Source organism: Chryseobacterium sp. JK1 (genome assembly GCF_050632815.1).
GTDB lineage: Bacteria > Bacteroidota > Bacteroidia > Flavobacteriales > Weeksellaceae > Chryseobacterium.
Genome location: NZ_JBODRU010000003.1, coordinates 141,878 through 162,042 on the forward strand (window position 1 = coordinate 141,878; position 20,165 = coordinate 162,042).

Below are 20,165 nucleotides of genomic sequence, written 5' to 3' on the forward strand. Positions count from 1 at the left end.
CTTTTTGAATTATTGAGTTATAAATTCTAATCGTTTTTTCTATTGTCTTTTTTGTCTGATTATTCAGTTCTTAATGCTTCAATCGGTTTAATTCTTGAAGCTCTGTAAGCGGGAACAAATCCTGCTACAAGACCAGAGAAAATCAAAGCAACAAATGCCATCAAGATTGCTCCCCATCCTACACTCGGGCTTTTGATAAAGAACTCCTCAAGACTGTCTCCGATAAGGCTGAGTGCCAAAACCCCAACTGCTACTCCCACGAGCCCGGAAACAACGGTAATAACAACACTTTCCTGAACAATCAAACCAACAATTCCACTTGGTTTGGCTCCAATGGCTTTTCTTACTCCAATTTCTTTGGTTCTTTCTTTTACAATGTATACCATGATATTACTGATGCCGATAATCCCGGCCAATAATGTTCCCATCCCAATAAACCCTACAATAGCAGTAAGTACCGCCATAAAGGCGAAGGTATCGTTCATGTTTTTAGCATTATTCCAAACCCGGATTCCGTTTTCGTCATCGGGAGAAACGCTTTTTCTTGCTTTCAGTTTATCTTTTAATTCGTCTCCGTATTTAATAGCCTGGTCGGGAGTCAGTTTATCACTATATGAAATGTAAGCAATATTGATCGTATCCGAACCTTTTTTCATCTGCTGTAAAGTGGTAATAGGAACCGTAATATGTCTTTCGTCCCAGTCACCGCCATCATCAGAAAATACTCCTACCACTTTAAACATCGTTCCATTGATATCCAGTTCCTTTCCTACAGGACTTCCATTCTTAATCAAATCTCTCTGAACCATTCTTCCTATAACGGCAACATTTTGCTTGCCTTCAAGATCGCGTGGGGTAATATATCGGCCATCGATCATTTTTCGGTTTTCAATGACCTGTTCTCCCGGTTCAGCTCCGTGTACCTGATAGATTCCGCTTTCCTTTCCATATTTTACCATTAAACTGGCATTATATCTTGGACTGGATGCTCCTACATTTTGTTTCTCTGTATTGATCAGGAAATCGTAATCGCCGTTATTCATTGTCACAGTTCGATCTGACTGCAGCCCTTTATAAGCCAAAGTTGTTTTTCCTGTAACAATGGTAATAAGGTTTTTAGCATCTCCAGAAAATCCTTCAGAGAAAGCATTCTGAAGACCCTTTCCAATTCCAAAAAGAACAATAAAAATAAACAGTCCCAAGGCTACCGTGAACCCCGAAAGTACCGTCCGAAGTACATTACTGCGGATAGAACTGAATATTTCCTGCCAACGATCTAGGTCAAACATTTTTTATTGGTATTTAAAGATTGAAAAATTTAAAGATTAAAAAAAATGAATCAATAAATTTTCAAATTATCTCATTTTCAAATTATCAAATTCCTAAAGCACAATCTGCTTAATAAACTCATCACTTTCAATGATTCCGTCCTTCAGAACTACGTTTCTTTTGGTTTGTGCAGCAACATCCGGTTCGTGGGTTACCACAATGATTGTTTTTCCTTCGTTGTTAATATCCTGAAGAAGCTTCATAATATCATGGGTCGTCTTGGAATCTAATGCTCCGGTCGGTTCATCCGCCAATACGACTTTAGGATCAGTAATCAAAGCTCTTGCAATAGCTACTCTTTGCTTCTGTCCTCCTGAAAGTTCACTGGGAAGGTGACCGGCCCATTGTGCCAATCCTACTTTCTCAAGATATTCCAATGCTTTCTGATTACGTTCTTTTCTAGGTACGTTTTGATAGTATAAAGGAAGGGCAACGTTTTCCAGAGCGGTTTTATAATTGATCAGGTTGAAAGACTGAAAAATAAATCCTAGAAATTTACTTCTATATTCTGCTGCTTTTACTTCAGATAAATGTTCGATAGGAACTCCATCCAACTCATAGATTCCCGAATCTTTTTCATCCAGAATCCCAATAATATTAAGAAGTGTAGATTTCCCGGAGCCGGAACTTCCCATAATAGAAACAAACTCGCCCTCAGAAATATTCAGATTAATTCCTTTGAGAACATGAAGCTTGCTTTTCCCTGTATCGTATGACTTATTTAAATTCTGAATTACTAACATTAAGTGATGTATGTTTTATACCCAATAAGTAGATGATATTTTCAAATTGTTACAAGAAAGGAAATTTATTCAAATATTTTTTTGTTTAACAGTTTATCCCTTTATTCGTAAACATTTACTAAATATTGTTTAATCGTAACTTGGGTTTTACCCCCATTTATCAGCAATATTACGGTCTAGCCTATTGTTCTAGCCAGTTTCATGTAAATGTGGAAAACTTTTGAAGCTAAAAGTCAGCCTATTAGTATTTACCCCTTTTAAAATCAGTTCTTTTTTTCGAACTTTGTATCTAGTTCTTTACAAGAAATATGGAATTGTGAAAGTGAATAACTGAGATTCACAATAATCAGAAACACAAAAAGTTAAGTATTTCCGGAACGTTATCCACAGAGATCTAAATTATTTAATTATAAAGATATTTAATATGGGAATTTTTGATAAAAGAGTAAGTTATAAGCCATTTGAATACCCGGAGGTTCTTCAATTTGTAGAGGCAATCAACAAATCGTTCTGGGTACATTCCGAAGTGGACTTTACTGCAGATGTTCAGGATTTTCATTCGCAGTTGGAACCACATGAAAAGCACGCTGTGAAAAATGCGCTGTTAGCCATTGCACAGATCGAGGTGTCTGTAAAGACATTCTGGGGAAATCTATACAACCACCTACCAAAGCCGGAATTCAATGGATTAGGATCTACTTTTGCAGAATGCGAGTTCCGTCATTCGGAAGCATATTCCCGTCTGTTGGAGGTATTAGGATATAATGACGAATTCTTGAACGTAATTGAAATTCCTGCTGTAAAAGGAAGAATTGAATTTCTTGGGAACGCTTTAAAGCACGCCAATTCTGCAACTCCCAAAGAGTACGTTTCAGCGTTATTATTATTTAGTATCTTAGTAGAAAACGTTTCTCTTTTCTCTCAGTTTGCCATTATCCTTTCTTTCACCAGATTCAAAGGATTTATGAAGAATGTTTCCAACATTATTGCATGGACATCCGTAGATGAGCAAATTCACGCCAACGCAGGAATCTACCTGATCAACAAAATCCGTGAGGAACAACCTGATCTGTTAACAGAAAGCGATATCGAAGACATCTACACGCTGGTAGACGAGTCTATCGAAAAAGAAGGAGATATTCTTAGCTGGATCTTCGAATTGGGTGAAATAGACAACGTATCTAAAGAGGATCTTTTGAACTTCATGAAATACAGAGTAGATGACAGCTTGAAGAAAATCAATATGAAAACAAAATACAACATTACTCCTGAGCAATACAAACCAATGGTATGGTTCGAGGAAGAAGTGTTTGCCAATTCATTAGATGATTTCTTTGCGAAAAGACCGGTTGATTATACCAAGCACGATAAAAGTATTACAGCAAACGATTTGTTTTAATACAGAGGCGCGAGCGAAGCGAGCGTCATAGCAGATAGTATTAGATTAACGTCATTCTAAAAATCTGTAGACGATGTACAGCAATACATCAGAAACGTAATAAAGAATCTCACACCAGGATTTCTTATACTTGGAATGATAATATGTTTAAATAAATATCAAACACAAAATGATTAATGTAATAGTAACTTACACGGTAAATCCGGAATTTGTTCCAGAAAACAAAGCTAATATTCAAAAGTTTTTGGATGATTTTAAAAATTTAGATCAATCAACATTTGAATATAAAGTATATCTGAAGGAAGATGGAGTTACTTTTCTACATTATTCAAACTATACCAATGAAGAAGTTCAGCATGAGGTTTTGAATGTACCTTCTTTTAAAGAATTTCAGAAATTAAGAGATGAAAGCGGGCTGAACGACTCCCACAAAGTAGAATTTTTACAATCAATAATATAAAAAAACAAAATTCCGAGGTGAGATAATCACCCCGGAATTCGAAAATATAACATCTATGGAAGAGCAAAATTCAAATATATGGTGGCTCAATGAAGAGTCTGAGCAAATGCTGAACAGAGGATATCTGTTGAAAGGCGAAACAGTAGACGGAGCCATCGACAGAATCACTACCGCTGCTGCAAAAAGGTTGTACAAGCCAGAACTTCAGCCGGCATTCAAAGAAATGATCACTAAAGGGTGGATCAGCTTCTCTTCTCCTGTATGGGCTAATATGGGTACAGAAAGAGGGCTTCCTATTTCGTGTTTCAATGCTCACATCCCGGACAGCATTGAAGGAATTACCCATAAAATGGGTGAAGTGATCATGCAGACTAAAATCGGAGGCGGAACTTCAGGATATTTCGGAGAATTGAGAAACAGAGGAACTGCAGTTACTGATAACGGAAAGTCTTCAGGAGCAGTTTCATTCATGAAGCTTTTTGATACGGCAATGGATGTTGTTTCTCAGGGAGGAGTAAGAAGAGGTGCTTTTGCTGCCTACCTGGATATTGACCACGGAGATATTGAAGAATTTTTATCAATTAAAGATATCGGTAGCCCCATTCAAAACCTGTTCACTGGAGTTTGTGTTCCAGATTACTGGATGCAGGATATGATAGACGGTGATATGGAAAAACGTAAAGTATGGGCAAGAGTATTGGAAAGCCGTCAGCAAAAAGGTCTTCCTTATATTTTCTTCACCGATAATGTTAACAGAAACAAACCTCAGGTTTATAAAGACCAGGGAATGACAATCAATGCAAGTAACCTTTGCTCTGAGATCATGCTTCCTTCAACAATGGAAGAATCATTCATCTGCTGTCTGTCTTCTATGAACCTTGAATTATATGATGAGTGGAAAGATACAGATGCTGTAAAATTAGCAGTATACTTCCTGGATGCCGTATTATCTGAATTTATCGATAAAACTGAAGGTAACTATTACCTACAGGGTGCAAGAAACTTCGCAATGCGTCACAGAGCTCTTGGATTGGGAGTTTTAGGATACCACTCTTATTTACAGAAAAATATGATTCCGTTTGAAAGCTTTGAAGCAACTCAGTTCAACGCAAGAGCATTCAGACATATTAAAGATCAGGCTGAGCAGGCTTCAAGAGAACTTGCCAACATCTATGGAGAACCAGATGTATTGAAAGGGTATGGACTAAGAAATACCACTACCATGGCGATTGCTCCTACCACTTCAAGTTCTGCAATCTTAGGACAAACATCTCCTGGAATTGAGCCTTTCTCTTCTAACTATTACAAAGCAGGTCTTGCTAAAGGAAACTTTATGCGTAAAAACAAATACCTGGCAAAACTATTGAAAGAAAAAGGACTGGATAACGAAGAAACATGGAGAACGATCATGTTGAATCACGGTTCCGTACAACACCTGAACGAGCTTACTCCTGAAGAAAAAGCAGTATTCAAGACGTTCAAAGAAATCTCTCCAATGGAAATTATTTCTCAGGCGGCACAAAGACAACAATACATTGACCAGGCACAATCTCTGAATCTACAGATTCCTTCCACAATGCCTGTAAAAGATGTAAACTACCTTTATATTGAAGCTTGGAAAAAAGGAGTAAAAACACTTTACTACCAAAGAAGTTCTTCCGTTTCTAAAGAAATGATGGTGAACTTTGTATCTTGTTCAAGCTGTGAAGCGTAAAATCAAGTAATAAACACGCTATATTTATGAAAGCATACCGAAAGGTATGCTTTTTTTATACCCTTTATTCATTGAAGTAATCGAGACATGTTGACAATTAAAAGTGATTCCTTTAATATAAAATATCGACAAAACCCAATCATTTAATTTCTTTATCATTCAATGATCAACATCTATTAAACAAAAAAAGTCCGGAAAGAAAATCCGGACTTATGAAAAAGAACTTCTTTGAAGTAAAATGGTCTAATAAAATAATTAAAAATTATATCGTACTCCCAATTGTGCCTGGAATCTTGATGCAAACTGATCAATGGTATAAGGCAATCCTGGGGTTTTAAAGTTATATGTAGGGTCTCCGGCTGCAGGTTGTCCTGTTGCCACGTTTCCAACTTTTGTAAGACCAACGCTAGCTGTAGAGTTAAAGGTATTCGGTACAAAATATACTTTACCCCAGTCTTTGTTCAATAAGTTGGTAAAATTGATAATGCTTAATGAAATCTGAATATTGCTCTTCGACTTTTCACTCAGTCTGATTTCATCCATGATTTTGATATCCGCCTGTACATTCCAAGGAGTGAAGTCACCGTTTCTTTCTGTGAATTTTCCTCTTCTGGATTTCAGATAATCATTATTGTTAACAAAGTTTTCATAATCTGCAATCTGCTGTTGTGCGGTTACCAATACGTTTCCAGATCCATCTTTGATAGGAACAATATATTTAGCAGCTTCGGCAGCATCTTTAAAGATATAAGCAAGTCCGGCAGCCTGTCCTGTATTGGCAATCGTACTGTTTATAAATCCCCAAGAGAAAGGATTTCCAGACTGTGCATTGAAGTATACATTGGCCGATAATCTGTTCAGTTTGGAAACATTAAATCCATATCCAAGATTAGCTACAATTCTATTTTTGATCGCAAAATTCGAAGTGGTAAGCTTAGGATCGTTAGGCGTCAGAGATTGGTTCATCTGCCAGTTACTTTCCATAGAGTTTCTGATACCATTCGTAATATCTTTAGCATCACCATACGTATAGGCTACAAAGAAGTTGAATCCGAAGTTATACGATTTCGAAAGCTGTGCTGTTAAATTGTATCGATAACCTTCTTTAGTATTTGATAACATGTACGCGTTCGAGAAGTTGTTGTTGATATTGGTTGTATAAATCGGCATTTCATGATTCACATCATAGCTGTAATACGTCACATTATCCGTTTTGTTAACCTGCTGGAACTTCAGATCGTAAAGCACTTTTGTATAGATTCCTTCTAAAGTAAGTTTATATCCCGAAAGGGTATAATCAAAAGCTAAAGAACTTCTCCAAACTCTCGGCATTTTAAAATTATTATCAACAAGGTCTACCTGTACTTTTGAAGAGTTTTGCCATTTCGGGAAATTAGCACTGTTCAAAGGGTCTCCATTGGTTGCCAGCTGAGTAGCAGTAGGAGCATTATAATCATAACTTCCAAAACCAACACCATCATTATAATAAGCATATCCAAGCCATGCAAATGGAATTCTTCCCACAAAGATACCTGATCCCCCTCTCAATACCATTGATCTGTCTTCAGTAACGTCGATGGTAAATCCTAATCTCGGAGAGAATGTAGGTTTATTAAGGTAATTGTTGGTAAGCTGGCTTAGCGGAGTATAAGTATAGGTGTTTCCATAATTAGGATCTTGAGGTGAATTGTTAACAAGTGGACTCAGCTGTGGTTTATTAGGTAAATCTGTATAATCCACTCTTACTCCCGGAGACAATCTTACTCTTCCCCAGTTGATCTCATCCTGGAAATACATGGAAAGAAGATTCACTTTATACTGAGCATAAGGATTATCAAAAAGAGTCTGTCTGCTGTCTCCGTTGAAAGGATAAGTTCCTCTTATTCTGGAAGGAGAACCGTTGTAAAAATCATTGAGAGATTTATAAGATATTCTTCCGTTTAAAGCATTTACAAATCCATAATCAATATTATACAACTCGTTGTGAGTTCCTAATAAGAAAGTATGGTTTCCTGTCTTATAGGTCAGGTTATCTGTAATTTCAAAAGTCTTCTGTTTCATATTGAAAACAGTTGCTTCCCTGTCATTACCCAACAAAATTGTTCCTCCATTATAATTGATCTCAACCTGCGGGAACATTGCATTTCCTGAAGTTGGATCTCTGTAGTCATGAATAGATGAATATCCAAGAACTAAATTATTGCTCCATTTATCATTAAAGCGGCTCTTCAGTTCTAAAGTAGTGGTAGAAGCCGTATTCTTCTGAATGAAATCCATGCTGGAGAATCTGAAATTCGCTCCGTCTCTTTCAAGATTGGAGGCCTGAGAGAATACAGTATTGTTTTTAATGGATAAAGTATGCTTATCATTAATTTTCCAGTCTAACTTATTGAAAAGTTTAGAACTTTCAGAGAAGTTATTATATTGGTTAAAGCTTCCTACATTGAAGCCATATTTATTTCTTACAAAATCTGAGATCTGCTGAGCCGTCTGTTCGTTCACCAAAGCATTAGGATCATTGGCATTGTAGAATACAGGATCTGTTCTTTTGGTATATTCAAGATTGGTAAAAAGGAAAACTTTATCCTTTACAATTGGTAAACCAACTCTTCCACCATAGATAAAATCCTGGAAGTCACTTGGCATTTTTGAGTTATCTCCAACTCTGTTTCTTCCTGTAATCGCAGCATTCCTTCCGTATGAGTATAGAGATCCTGTAATTTCATTACTACCGCTTCGGGTTACAGCATTAATACTTCCACCAAGGAAATTCCCCAGTTTCACATCATAAGGAGCGATATACACCTGCACATCCTGAATAGCATCCAAACTTATAGAATTGGAACGAGTACTACTTCCCGGCATTCCGGAAGTTCCTGTCTGCCCGCCTAATGAAGGACTGAAACCAATAGCGTCGTTATTGATGGAACCATCGATGGTAACGTTATTATACCTGAAATTGGTTCCGTTGAAAGAGTTATTCGCACTCTGAGGAACCAGTTTTGTAACATCCTGAATTCCTCTGTTAATATTCGGAAGCCCGGAAATTTGCGCCTGGCTGATTCCTATTCCATTTTTTACAGTAGTTCTTTTAGAGGTAATTTTTACTTCATCAATTGTTTTTTCTTTGCTTCCAAGATCCACCACAGGTAAATCATTGCTTCCCAAAGAAAGCTGTAAACTAGGATTCTCATAAATCACCTGTGATCCATCAGATATCTCAATTTTATAAGGACCTCCTGGCTGTAGATTGTCCAAACTAAACTGCCCTTTACTGTTACTCTTAGTTTCAAAGACACTGTTGGTAGGAATATGTACTACCTTTACGGTTACTTCGGAAGAGATACCTTTCAGTCTTCCAAAAATCTTAGAACTGGTTTCCTGTGAAAATGCAAAACCAAACGATAATAAAGCAAAAGCACAGATGATTTTTTTCTTCATATTTTATTGCTAAAAACTTGCCGTAAAATTAGATCTAGTAAACAGGAAGTATGGTAACATAAAATTAACATTACGTAACAGAATGTTTAACATTTCCTTAAAAAAAACTTAATCGGGAACATCGGACAAACCTTAATAATTTTTATATAAAAATCTACCTGATCAAGTAAAATACATTATAAATCCCTTTATAAAAGCACTTAAAAGTAATTCTGATGAGGTATAAAAAATTCATACAAAACGGAACTCAGCAAAAAATAAAATCCCTTTCTTTTTTTGGTTTATATTTGTGTTTATTGTTTAATACCATAAAACGACAGATATGAAATTCGGACAAGTTGAAGACCCATCAAAAATAAATTTCGCCCTTCCTAAAGACCACTCCAGAACCAAGGAAATTTTAAGTACCCATAAAAAAGGACTTGAAAATATTTCTATAGGATGCGCCAAATGGAACAAAACCGATCTTAAAGGGTTTTATCCTAAAGGAACAAAGGATGAATTGACCTATTATGCAACCCAGTTTAATTCTATTGAGCTGAATGCTACTTTCTACGGAATGCCTACTCCGGATCAGGTAAAAACATGGAAAGAAAAAACACCGGAAAATTTCAAATTCTTTCCCAAGATTACCAATACCGTCTCCCATTTCAAAAGGCTGATTGATGTAACAGATCCCGTGACACATTTTGCATCAGCTGTTATGAATTTTGATGAAAAACTGGGAATGGCTTTTCTACAGCTTCACGATAATTTTAAACCTAAAGATTATGACAGGCTGGAAAAATTTGTTAAAGAATGGCCTAAAGAAGTTCCTCTGGCTATAGAGCTTAGAAATACCGAATGGTTTACCAATGAGGAAATCCTTAATACAACCTGCGAACTTTTTGAAGCTCACAACATCACCAACATTATTGTAGATACCGCCGGAAGAAGAGATATGCTTCATATGCGCCTTACGACTCCAAATGCATTCATCCGCTATGTAGGAGCCAATGCAGAAAGTGATTATGAAAGACTGGATGACTGGTTGCAACATTTGACAAAATGGAAAAAGGAAGGCCTTCAGAATCTGTATTTCTTCGTACATCAAAATATAGAAAAAGCGTCTCCTCTATTGTCCGCTTACTTCATCAAAAAGCTGAACGAAGAATGGAAAACGGAGATTCATATTCCGCAGATGGCAACTGAAAGCACAGGAACACTTTTCTAAATATCTTCCTTTAGCTGATCTGCCAAAAACAGAGAAAATCTTTTTCATAGCAGAAAAATTTGTAAATTAGAGTATCTCGTATTCCTGGTAATATGAGGTACTTTTTAAATTATAGGTCATGGAAAAGGAAATTTGTAAAATCAGTATTGCCAGCAACTGGCTTGGTGACGAATATATCTTTTATGATAATCATATGATAAAAAGAATATTTGACAACCACAGCTTGAACTCCAACAGAGTTGAATGGCTTGAACCCTCACAGATCAGTAAACAAAATAAGGACAAATTGATAAAAGCCTGCCCGGAAGAATTTAAGGAGCAGATCATGCAGATCTTAGATTACCCTTAACTATTTCAATGGTAATAATAGCATCAAACCAATCATTATCGATATATTATTTCGTCTTATTTTTTTTCAACAGAAGAACAAGATTCAGGAATAAAAGCAGAAAATCCAGTGTGATCCATATTCCTAGTTTTGTATTTTCATAATTATAGGCATCAACCTGCTTTTTGGCAGCATCAGAAAGTTTCATGCTCTGGTTGATATAGTTTTGTACTTCTACAATCTGGTCAATATTTTTATTGGGTACAGAATGTTGTGAAAAATAAACAAGATTCTTTTTTCCAAGATATCCTGCAATCCAGTATTCATCAGACTGATCCATTTTCAGGTATTCTATTCTGTAGTATTCAGGACGGATCTTTCCAATATGTTTAGGTTCAAGGGTTGTATTCTTGTCTGTTTTCTTTACATTGATCAGATAAAAATCCAATGTTTGCGGAAGTTTGTTAACGACCTGCAACCCCACTGAATTAGCCACAAATGCAACAGCACTTTTCTTGATAAACCAATAGGTAAAAACAGAGATCGAAAAAACAACGGTTACAATGCGAAACAGTTTGGCCCATTTTGCCATCCTCCCCGATTTCACCTTAAATAGAACCAGAGAAATGATGCAAGCAAGAAAAATGATAAAAATAATGAGTGTCATATTTTACAAAGATACTTCTTCTCTGTATTTTATTTATATTTGCCGGCAAATTTTAACTCTAATAAACCATGAAAAAAACGCTTTCGGCACTTCTTTTTTTTAGTATTGCTTCTTTTTACGCTCAGGTCAAATTCGAAAAAGGCTATATTATCGATCAAAATGATACAAAAAAAGAGGTTCTGATCAAAAACAAAGGATGGGTGAGCAATCCAGACAATTTCATTTATAAAACAGACGAGAATTCAACAGAGGATAAAGGAACTCCTGCTACCATCAAAGAATTCGGAATATATAACGATTCCAAATATGTTACTTATAATGGGGATATCGACTATTCATCTGATGACATTTCCAATTTCTCTCACACTAAAGAACCCAAGTTTGTTAAAAGTTCAGTATTCCTGAAAGAACTCGTAGCAGGAAATAAGAATTTATATACCTATAAAGGTCATATTACCCGATATTTTTATTCTGAGTCAGATTCCGCTATTCAACCTTTAATCTATAAAAAGTATTTATTTAACGGAAACAGTTCTCAGGTTGCCACCAACGAACAGTATCTTGACCAGTTAAAAACTATTTTTGCCGATAACAGCAGTGCCCAGGCGTTAGTAGACAGAACGCAATATACAGCTTCCAGCTTATCGAAAATATTTAAGACTTATAATGGGAAAAGTACTGACGGTTCCACTGACCAATCTTTCACTGAAAGTAAAAAGAAGGTCAAATTCAACCTTAACATCCGACCGGGAATTAATTTCTATGCTCCTTTGAAATTGGAAGAATCGTACCGCAATCCAGGATTTTCTTCTAAATCTAATTTCAGAGTGGGAGTAGAAGCAGAATTGGTTTTACCGTTTAATAAGAATAAATGGTCTGTGATCGTTGAACCAACTTACTCCCAGTATACCAATAAAAAAACAACTATCCGAACAGATGACAACCTGTATAATATTACAATGGATAGTTATTCTTCTATTAGCGTTCCTGTAGGAATAAGATATTCTATGTTTTTGAATGAAAAATCAAGAATCTTCGTTAATGCTTCAATCAGTGTTTTGAATGTAAGAACAAGCTCTGCATCATCCATAGACGTAGATTATGATAACACTGTATTTGATAAGATTGCTCTTGCTTCCACTCAAAGTTTTAGAGGTTCTTCTATAGGAGCAGGGTTTACTTATAATAACAAATTCAGCGTTGAGGCAAGACTTAATGGCAATACAAATGTTCTTTATAAGGACTTACCTCATGCAGATCTTAAATCTTTCTCTTTAATTCTGGGATATAATATTTTCTAATCAACATTCCATTCTTTATAAAACTGGTCGAGGAAATTCAGCATATATTGATGTCTTTCTTCGGCCATTATTTTTCCTTTCTGTGTGTTCATCAGGTCTTTCAGAAGTAATAATTTTTCGTAAAAATGATTGATGGTTGTACCGTTGGATTTTTTATATTCTTCTTTAGACATTCCTAAGTTAGGCTTTAATGCAGGATCATACATCAGATTATTTTTAAATCCTCCAAAGTTGAATGTTCGGGCAATTCCAATGGCGCCTATCGCATCAATACGATCCGCATCTTGTACTATTTTAAGCTCAATAGATGGGTTTTCCGGAGCCTGACTTCTGTTTTTGAATGAAATATTCTCAATTACAAATAAAACATTCTGAATCACCTCTTCTGAAACATTCTGACTCTCAAGAAATTCTCTTGCTATTCTTGGTGCAATGGTTTCGTCTCCGTTATGAAATTTAGGATCGGCAATATCATGTAACAGGGCGGATAATTCTACCACTTCTTTGTTGCAGTCTTCTGTATCTGCAATTTTTCCGGCAAGTTTCCATACTCTTTCAATGTGGAACCAGTCGTGTCCTGCTTCTGCTCCTTCTAATTTTTCTTTTACAAATTCTACGGTTTTGTCGATCGTACTTTTCATTTATCTATCAATTCATTTAAAATAATATCCCAAAGTTTGCTGTTGTAGCTTCTAAAAAAGTTGACGTGCCCGATTTCATTTTTATCAGATTCGGAAGTTTTTACCAGCCGGTAAGTCGGCTTGAGGTTAGGATAGGTATCATTCAATAAACTCAGCACTCCTTTTTCTGTTAGCCAGACATCATCTTCAGCACGAATGACGAATACATTCTGTGTTAATTTTTTAGAATAGTCATCAATTTTTTCCAACAATCTGTTGGTTGATTTCCTGTTTAAAATTAAGGTTCTCCAGTCATATGCACAATTTTTTGGAAGACTTTCTCCAAGTCCGAACCAATTTGCCGGGAAATATCCTAGCAGTGAAGTGGTTAGCGGCTGAGCAATTCCAAAACCCAAATACGCTTCTATTTTTGTTTTTGTGCGGAGATTTCCAACGAAGGCATTTTGGGTTCCAACAAAGATGAATTCTTCAAATATCTTTGAATCTTCATTCATCCCCAAAATCAATGCTCCCACGGAATGTCCAAGGCAATATTTTCTGTATTGCGGAAATGTATTGATGATATAATCTGTTACCGTTTTAAAATCCTTTGAGCCCCAAATTCTCATGGAACTATGAAATCCTTTCATATTTTTCGGCTTCGAAAGGCCGATCCCGCTGTAATCATAAGTAATCACAGTAAATCCTTTTTCAGAAAAGTAATTGGCAAAGGAAAAATAAACCTGTTGCTTCACTCCTGTGGCTGAATTAATGAGTAATAATTTCCCATTACTTTTTTCAGGGTTGAAAAGATGAACGCTAAGGGAAGTATCGTTTTCTGTGGTCAATATTAGTTTTTCCATATTATAAAAGAAAAAATCCACTATAAAAGTGGACATTTTACCTATATTTTTATGTTAAGTTTTAGACTTTTGATATGCCTTAAATAGTTTAAGAAAGAAAATCTGCCATTCTTGGCAATCCTGTTTGAGATCCTTTTCCTCCTGAAACCCTTGATGAAACTTCATTTCCAAACTTCACGCATTCTTCAATAGAATTACCGTGACAAAGTGCTATGGCGAATCCGGAAGTGAAAGCATCACCCATTCCCATTTTGTAGACGGTTTCATCTTTATCATTTCTATAATACTTCATTTCGTTACCGTCAAAATAAATGGTCGAGTTAGTATCGTCCCTCACAAATACTTTATTGTAGTATTTTTTAAGAACTTCCTCTCTCTTTTCTTCTCCAAAAATAGTATACAGCTCATTGCTTTTGGCCACAATAAAATCAACGTTTTCTAAAATATCTTCACTGATTCTCAGAGCGGGTGAAGCATACAACCCCACCATTTTACCATATTTCTTTGCTTTTTTCACTGTATGTTCTACGACTTCCATAGATACTTCAAGCTGTATAAGAACAAGGTCTACAGTATGGAAATACCGGTCGGCCTCGTCAATATGACTCGTTTTAAGATATTTATTGGCTGCCGGCACCACTACAATTGCAGCATGCCCATGGGAAGTGGTTACATAGGCTGTACCTGTTGCTTCTTTGTCTGTTTCATGTACAAAACCCACATTCACATTTTCACTCACCAGATTTCTCATAATCTGTTGACCAAGAGGATCCATACCTACACATCCTACAAAATATACACTGGCACCCAATCTGGCTGTACCTACTGCCTGATTGGCCCCTTTACCTCCAAAATAGCTTTCCGAATTAACGGCCAAAACCGTTTCGTTGGGCTGAGGAAGTTTCTCGGTTTCCAGCACTAAATCTATTGATGAGCTTCCTACAACGATAATTCTGGGTTGTTCTGATGAGAAATACATTGTGTTTTATATTGGGCTTTAAAGTTTAATATTTTATAAAAAGGTACTTCAAAAATAGCTAATTTAAATTAACTTATCTCAATAAATTCAGTAATTATCTTTACAGGCTTCTGATCCTTATCGTAGGCAATATAACTGGCATAAAAACCTTCACCGTATCCTGTTTCGAAAGCAAAAATTGTCCCCGGATGTTTCTCAGAAGGCTTCAGAAATGCATATTGATCTATCGCACCGTTTTCATCAAAGAAATAATCGTGGAAAAATTCTTCGTAGATTCCCATAAAATCTCCTCCTTTATTTTGATATAGTTTTTGCTCCAGATCGTTGAGACTGCTTTGAGTATCTACATCCATGAAGCATCCCATTCCACTCTCCACAGGGTATCCGAAAACTTCTTCTTCAGCCAGATCCTTAATATTCTGTCCTGTTGTGGTGGCAAGCTTCCATTCTTTGATGTCTGAATTTGTGAATATAATTTCTACGTAGGCCACACAGTTGCTTTCTCTTTCTTTATGTAGCATTACAGAAAAATCTCCTTTCGGAAATTGGGTTGTAAAAGGAAGCATATCATTTGTGATCAATGGGTCACAAGCGACGAGCTTTCCACTGGAAAGATAAATCTTCCCTACTTCAAAACTTTCCAATAAGGGGCTCTCTACAAAGTCCTTTGAAAATAGTTTTTTTATGTTTTCTAAGTGTGTCATTCTATTTATTCTTTAAATCATCAGGCTGGATACAATTATTCACCTGTATCCAGCCTGAGATTTCGACAACGTTAATTGTCTGTATTTTATAAACTTTTCAGTTTTTCTTCAAGGATCGCAATCTTATCCAAAGCGTCTTTCTGTTTCTTACGCTCTACCTCTACTACTTCAGGTTTTGCGTTGGCAACAAACTTCTCATTGGAAAGCTTCTTTTCTACTGAAATTAAGAATCCTTTTAAGTATTTCAATTCTTCTTCAGTTTTCTCTTTTTCTTCTCCCAGATCAAGATTTTCACTCAAAGGTATAGAAACTTCAGTAGCTCCTACCAGGAATGTAAAGCTTGGTTTATCAGTTTTCTGCCCGAAATGGATATCAGAAACATTGGCCAATTTTCTTACTACCGCTTCGTTGGCAAATTCTGAGGCATTGGTATATATTTCAACGGTTTCTCTTGGTGAAATTCCTTTTGTCTGGCGATAGTTTCTTACTCCGGAAATCAATTCTGATGCTGTTTCAAAGTTTTTAATGATGGCTTCATTAAATTCTCCGCCGTTTTTCTGCTGAGAAATCATTAGAGCTTCTTCAATGCTTCTTTCCGAAATAGTCTGCCACAATTCCTCTGTTAAGAAAGGCATGAACGGATGAAGTAACTTCATCAATTCTTCAAATAGCTCAATTGTTTTGTTATAAACATCTTTTGAAATTCCTTCACCATAATTCGGTTTAATAGCTTCAAGATACCAACCGCAAAAATCGTCCCAAATTAATTTGTAGATTAAATGTAAAGCATCAGAGATTCTGAACTTCTCAAACTGATCGTTAATTTCAACAATTGTTTTATTCAGTTTATTTTCAAACCATTCTATAGTCTGAATTTCTGTTGCATTTGCAGGTTTATCTTCATGATTCCACATATTGATCAAACGGAAAGCATTCCAGATCTTAGTGGCAAAGTTTCTTCCCTGAAGCATTAAATCCTTATCAAAAAGAAGGTCATTTCCTGCTGCAGAACTCAACAGAATACCTACACGAACTCCATCAGCTCCAAATTCAGAGATCAACTCCAAAGGATCTGGTGAATTCCCCAGAGATTTAGACATCTTTCTTCTTTGGCTGTCTCTTACAATTCCTGTGAAATAAACATTTTTAAACGGAACTTCTTTTCTGTATTCCAATCCTGCCATAATCATTCTGGCTACCCAGAAGAAGATGATATCCGGACCGGTAACAAGATCAGATGTTGGATAGTAATAGTTGATATCTTTATTTTCAGGATCAAGCAATCCGTCAAATACGGACATTGGCCACAACCATGAAGAGAACCACGTATCTAATGCATCGTCATCCTGTCTAAGGTTTTCTACAGTCAGACCTGAATTTCCTGTTTTTTGTTTTGCCAGTTCTAAAGCATCTTCTTTAGTTTCTGCAACTACGAAATCATTTTCTCCTTCTCCGTAATAATATGCAGGAATCTGCTGTCCCCACCAAAGCTGGCGTGAGATATTCCAGTCACGGATGTTTTCCATCCAGTGTTTGTAGGTATTTTTGAACTTTTCCGGGTAAAATTTCACCTCATCATCCATTACTACATCCAAAGCAGGTTTAGCAATTTCAGACATTTTCAGGAACCACTGTACAGAAACTTTAGGCTCAATAACGGCCCCTGTTCTTTCTGAAGTTCCAACTTTATTTACATAGTCTTCAGCTTTCAACAAAAGATCTTTCTCTTCCAGTTCTTTTGCAACCAGCTTTCTTACTTCAAATCTGTTTTTTCCTGCATAGTGAAGTCCATGCTCGTTAAGGTTTCCATCATCATCTAAAGCATCAATCATTTTCAACTGATGTTTTTGTCCGATTTCATAGTCATTGGTATCGTGTGCAGGAGTAATTTTTAGAGCTCCTGTTCCAAATTCAATATCAACATATTCATCCTCAATAATCGGGATTACTCTGTCAACGATCGGTACGATTACATTTTTACCTTTCAGGTGAGCATATCTTTCATCATTTGGATTGATACACACCGCTGTATCCCCGAAAATAGTTTCAGGACGCGTAGTAGCCACTGAAAGAAATTCTTCTGAACCTTCAATTTTATATTTAAGGAAGTATAATTTTCCGTTCTGTTCTTTAAAAATTACTTCTTCGTCTGAAATATTGGTTTTCGCTTCCGGATCCCAGTTCACCATACGGTAACCTCTGTAGATCAACCCTTTATTGTATAGATCTACAAAACTTTTGATCACCTGCTGAGACAGTTTATCTTCCATAGTAAAACGGGTTCTGTCCCAATCACATGAACATCCCAGTTTTTTCAACTGTTCCAGGATTGTTCCTCCATATTTATCAGTCCATTCCCAGGCATGCTCCAGGAATTGTTCACGGGTAATATCAGATTTATTGACCCCTTCAGACTTCAATTTAGCAACAACTTTAGCTTCAGTAGCGATTGAAGCGTGATCTGTTCCCGGAATCCAACAGGCATTAAACCCGCGCATTCTTGCACGACGGACCAGAACATCTTGAATAGTATTGTTCAGCATATGCCCCATGTGCAAAATCCCCGTTACATTTGGCGGAGGGATGACCACGGTGTATGGCGGCTTGTTATTAGGTTCTGAATGAAAATACTTGTTTTCCATCCAGAAGTTATACCATTTCTGTTCTGTTTCCTGTGGATTATACTTTTCTGAAATCTGCATAAATTCTATTTCTTTGACTTACAATTTGCAAAAATAGTCTAAAGAAAAAAAATTTTAAGCATGAATTAAAATAATTTTTAACTTTGTTTCACAAAATTTATCTAACAAATATATCTAACATTCAAGAATATGAAGAAATTAATCGCAGGAATTGCATTGTTCGGAACATTTGCACTTGCATCTGCACAAACTATTACATTTGATAAAACAACTTTTGACTACGGTACTATCAAGCCAAGCTCAGACGGTACAAGATTCTTTACTGTAACGAATTCAGGGGATAAACCTTTGATTATTTCAAACGTAAAACCTTCTTGCGGATGTACTACTCCTGAGTTTAGCCAAGATCCGATCATGCCAGGAAAATCTGCTAAAATCAAAGTAGGCTACAATACTTCTATTCCTGGAGGTTTCAACAAAATGATTGAAGTTTTCTCTAACGACCCTGCAAACAGCAGAAGTGTAATTTACATCAAAGGAAATGTAGATGCTAAAGCTCCTGAACCAAAAGTATTGACTCCAGAAGAGCAAAAAGAAGCTGCTAAGGCTGAGAAAAAAGCTGCAAAACTTGCTAAAAAGGCTGCTGCAAATTAATCTTTACTCAAAAAAATAAAGGAACCGTCTCTATAGAGGCGGTTTTTTTATTACATTTATGTTTGATTAGGCTGTAGATGATAGGTGATAGGTGGCAGAAAATAGTATTAAAATCTATCATATATATTTAGGTTTTGGCTGACATTTTGATTTATTTTTCCTTTAAAATAGCTGGACTAAAGCCCACTCGTAATGAATTTTAATAACAACATCTTTTAATCTTTAAAAATATATGGACACCAATTTCTCAGATGACTTTAAAGTAAACGGAAAATTTTCAATCAAGAAAGCCAATACTTCATACAAAGGAAAACTTACCAAAGATGAAGGCGCAGCATTATTAATTCAGGAAAAAGAAAAGCTTCGTGAACTACAGGAAAAATTATATGCTGACGGCAGCCAGTCTCTTTTGGTGGTTCTTCAAGCGATGGATGCTGCAGGTAAAGACAGTATGATTGAGCACGTTTTTGGAGGTGTAAATCCACAGGGTTGTAATGTAACCAGCTTTAAAACACCAAGTTCCAAAGAATATTCCCATGATTTTTTATGGAGACACTATCTTGCACTGCCTCAAAAGGGGATGATTGGAATTTTCAACCGCTCGCACTATGAAAGTGTATTGGTCTGTAAAGTACATCCTGAATATAATTTAAGCGAAAAAACATGGTCTTCGGTAAAGGATTTCGATGATAAATTCTGGGAAAACCGATATGAAAGTATCCGAAATTTTGAGAAGCATCTTGCCCAAAACGGTACAACTATTGTCAAAATATTCTTAAATGTATCAGAGGATGAACAGAAAAAAAGACTTCTGGACAGAATCAACGAGCAGGAAAAAAACTGGAAATTTTCAGCAAGTGATCTTCCGGAGAGAGCTTTATTCAGCAAATATATGGAGGCTTATGAAACGGCAATCAATGAAACTTCTAAAGATCATGCCCCTTGGTACGTACTTCCTGCAGACAATAAATGGTTTGCTAGAGTTGCTGCCATTCAGATCATTATTGATGCTCTGGAAAAAATGAATCTAAAATATCCAACCCTTTCAGATAAGGATAAAGAAGAATTACAAAACGCAAAAAAACAGTTGGAAAGCGAATAATCTTAT

At 36.2% G+C, this 20,165-nt stretch carries 17 protein-coding genes; 8 read left to right on the forward strand and 9 right to left on the reverse strand.

What is annotated here, in order from left to right:
- Window positions 1-59 precede the first annotated feature (59 nt).
- Together ACQ76T_RS17295 and ACQ76T_RS17300 are read right to left on the reverse strand one after the other, a co-directional pair.
- On the reverse strand, window positions 60-1,289 hold the full coding sequence (locus tag ACQ76T_RS17295; RefSeq protein ID WP_431344508.1) for an ABC transporter permease: 1,230 nt from the start codon (window positions 1,287-1,289) through the stop codon (window positions 60-62).
- Between the two features lie 93 nt (window positions 1,290-1,382).
- Window positions 1,383-2,072: an ABC transporter ATP-binding protein gene (locus ACQ76T_RS17300; protein WP_431344509.1), complete on the reverse strand. Its 690-nt coding sequence runs from the start codon at window positions 2,070-2,072 to the stop codon at window positions 1,383-1,385.
- Window positions 2,073-2,496: 424 nt separating this feature from the next.
- On the opposite strand from ACQ76T_RS17300, the gene ACQ76T_RS17305 reads away from it, so the two are divergent.
- The 3 genes from ACQ76T_RS17305 (at window position 2,497) to ACQ76T_RS17315 (ending at window position 5,645) form a co-directional block, all read left to right on the forward strand.
- Window positions 2,497-3,471, forward strand: a complete 975-nt coding sequence (locus ACQ76T_RS17305) for a ribonucleotide-diphosphate reductase subunit beta (RefSeq protein WP_431344510.1) — start codon at window positions 2,497-2,499, stop codon at window positions 3,469-3,471.
- Between the two features lie 169 nt (window positions 3,472-3,640).
- Window positions 3,641-3,931: a hypothetical protein gene (locus ACQ76T_RS17310; RefSeq protein ID WP_431344511.1), complete on the forward strand. Its 291-nt coding sequence runs from the start codon at window positions 3,641-3,643 to the stop codon at window positions 3,929-3,931.
- 46 nt (window positions 3,932-3,977) lie between these two features.
- Window positions 3,978-5,645 carry a ribonucleoside-diphosphate reductase subunit alpha gene (locus tag ACQ76T_RS17315; protein WP_431344818.1) on the forward strand — a complete coding sequence of 556 codons (1,668 nt, stop codon included), beginning with the start codon at window positions 3,978-3,980 and terminating at the stop codon, window positions 5,643-5,645.
- A 255-nt stretch (window positions 5,646-5,900) separates the two neighbouring features.
- Here ACQ76T_RS17315 and ACQ76T_RS17320 read toward each other — a convergent pair whose 3' ends face one another.
- On the reverse strand, window positions 5,901-9,086 hold the full coding sequence (locus ACQ76T_RS17320) for a TonB-dependent receptor (protein ID WP_431344512.1): 3,186 nt from the start codon (window positions 9,084-9,086) through the stop codon (window positions 5,901-5,903).
- A gap of 322 nt (window positions 9,087-9,408) precedes the next feature.
- On the opposite strand from ACQ76T_RS17320, the gene ACQ76T_RS17325 reads away from it, so the two are divergent.
- Complete coding sequence (locus tag ACQ76T_RS17325) at window positions 9,409-10,299, forward strand: DUF72 domain-containing protein (protein WP_431344513.1); 891 nt, start codon at window positions 9,409-9,411, stop codon at window positions 10,297-10,299.
- Between the two features lie 118 nt (window positions 10,300-10,417).
- A complete protein-coding gene (locus ACQ76T_RS17330; protein WP_431344514.1) occupies window positions 10,418-10,648 on the forward strand; it encodes a hypothetical protein in 231 nt (76 codons plus the stop codon).
- A gap of 46 nt (window positions 10,649-10,694) precedes the next feature.
- Here the strand turns inward: ACQ76T_RS17330 and ACQ76T_RS17335 are convergent, their stop codons facing one another.
- A complete protein-coding gene (locus tag ACQ76T_RS17335) occupies window positions 10,695-11,294 on the reverse strand; it encodes a hypothetical protein (RefSeq protein ID WP_431344515.1) in 600 nt (199 codons plus the stop codon).
- A gap of 68 nt (window positions 11,295-11,362) precedes the next feature.
- On the opposite strand from ACQ76T_RS17335, the gene ACQ76T_RS17340 reads away from it, so the two are divergent.
- Window positions 11,363-12,595, forward strand: a complete 1,233-nt coding sequence (locus tag ACQ76T_RS17340; protein WP_431344516.1) for an outer membrane beta-barrel protein — start codon at window positions 11,363-11,365, stop codon at window positions 12,593-12,595.
- Here ACQ76T_RS17340 and ACQ76T_RS17345 read toward each other — a convergent pair.
- The 5 genes from ACQ76T_RS17345 to ACQ76T_RS17365 all read right to left on the reverse strand — a co-directional run bounded on the left by ACQ76T_RS17345 (window position 12,592) and on the right by ACQ76T_RS17365 (window position 18,463).
- A complete protein-coding gene (locus ACQ76T_RS17345; RefSeq protein ID WP_431344517.1) occupies window positions 12,592-13,236 on the reverse strand; it encodes an HD domain-containing protein in 645 nt (214 codons plus the stop codon). The genes ACQ76T_RS17340 and ACQ76T_RS17345 overlap by 4 nt on opposite strands.
- Entirely contained in the window at window positions 13,233-14,078 is an 846-nt protein-coding gene (locus tag ACQ76T_RS17350) for an alpha/beta hydrolase family protein (RefSeq protein ID WP_431344518.1), read from the reverse strand. Before ACQ76T_RS17350 ends, ACQ76T_RS17345 begins: the two co-directional genes overlap by 4 nt.
- Window positions 14,079-14,166: 88 nt before the next feature.
- Entirely contained in the window at window positions 14,167-15,057 is an 891-nt protein-coding gene (locus ACQ76T_RS17355; RefSeq protein ID WP_431344519.1) for a ribokinase, read from the reverse strand.
- A gap of 68 nt (window positions 15,058-15,125) precedes the next feature.
- Window positions 15,126-15,761 (reverse strand): DUF4241 domain-containing protein, encoded by a 636-nt coding sequence (locus ACQ76T_RS17360; RefSeq protein WP_431344520.1) that lies wholly within the window; start codon window positions 15,759-15,761, stop codon window positions 15,126-15,128.
- 86 nt (window positions 15,762-15,847) lie between these two features.
- Window positions 15,848-18,463, reverse strand: coding sequence for a valine--tRNA ligase (locus ACQ76T_RS17365; RefSeq protein WP_431344521.1), 2,616 nt, complete (start codon window positions 18,461-18,463; stop codon window positions 15,848-15,850).
- Window positions 18,464-18,592: 129 nt separating this feature from the next.
- Between ACQ76T_RS17365 and ACQ76T_RS17370 the strand changes: the two genes are divergently transcribed.
- On the forward strand, window positions 18,593-19,057 hold the full coding sequence (locus ACQ76T_RS17370; protein WP_422693795.1) for a DUF1573 domain-containing protein: 465 nt from the start codon (window positions 18,593-18,595) through the stop codon (window positions 19,055-19,057).
- 232 nt (window positions 19,058-19,289) lie between these two features.
- Window positions 19,290-20,159, forward strand: a complete 870-nt coding sequence (locus ACQ76T_RS17375) for a polyphosphate kinase 2 family protein (protein ID WP_431344522.1) — start codon at window positions 19,290-19,292, stop codon at window positions 20,157-20,159.
- The last annotated feature ends 6 nt before the right edge of the window (window positions 20,160-20,165 follow it).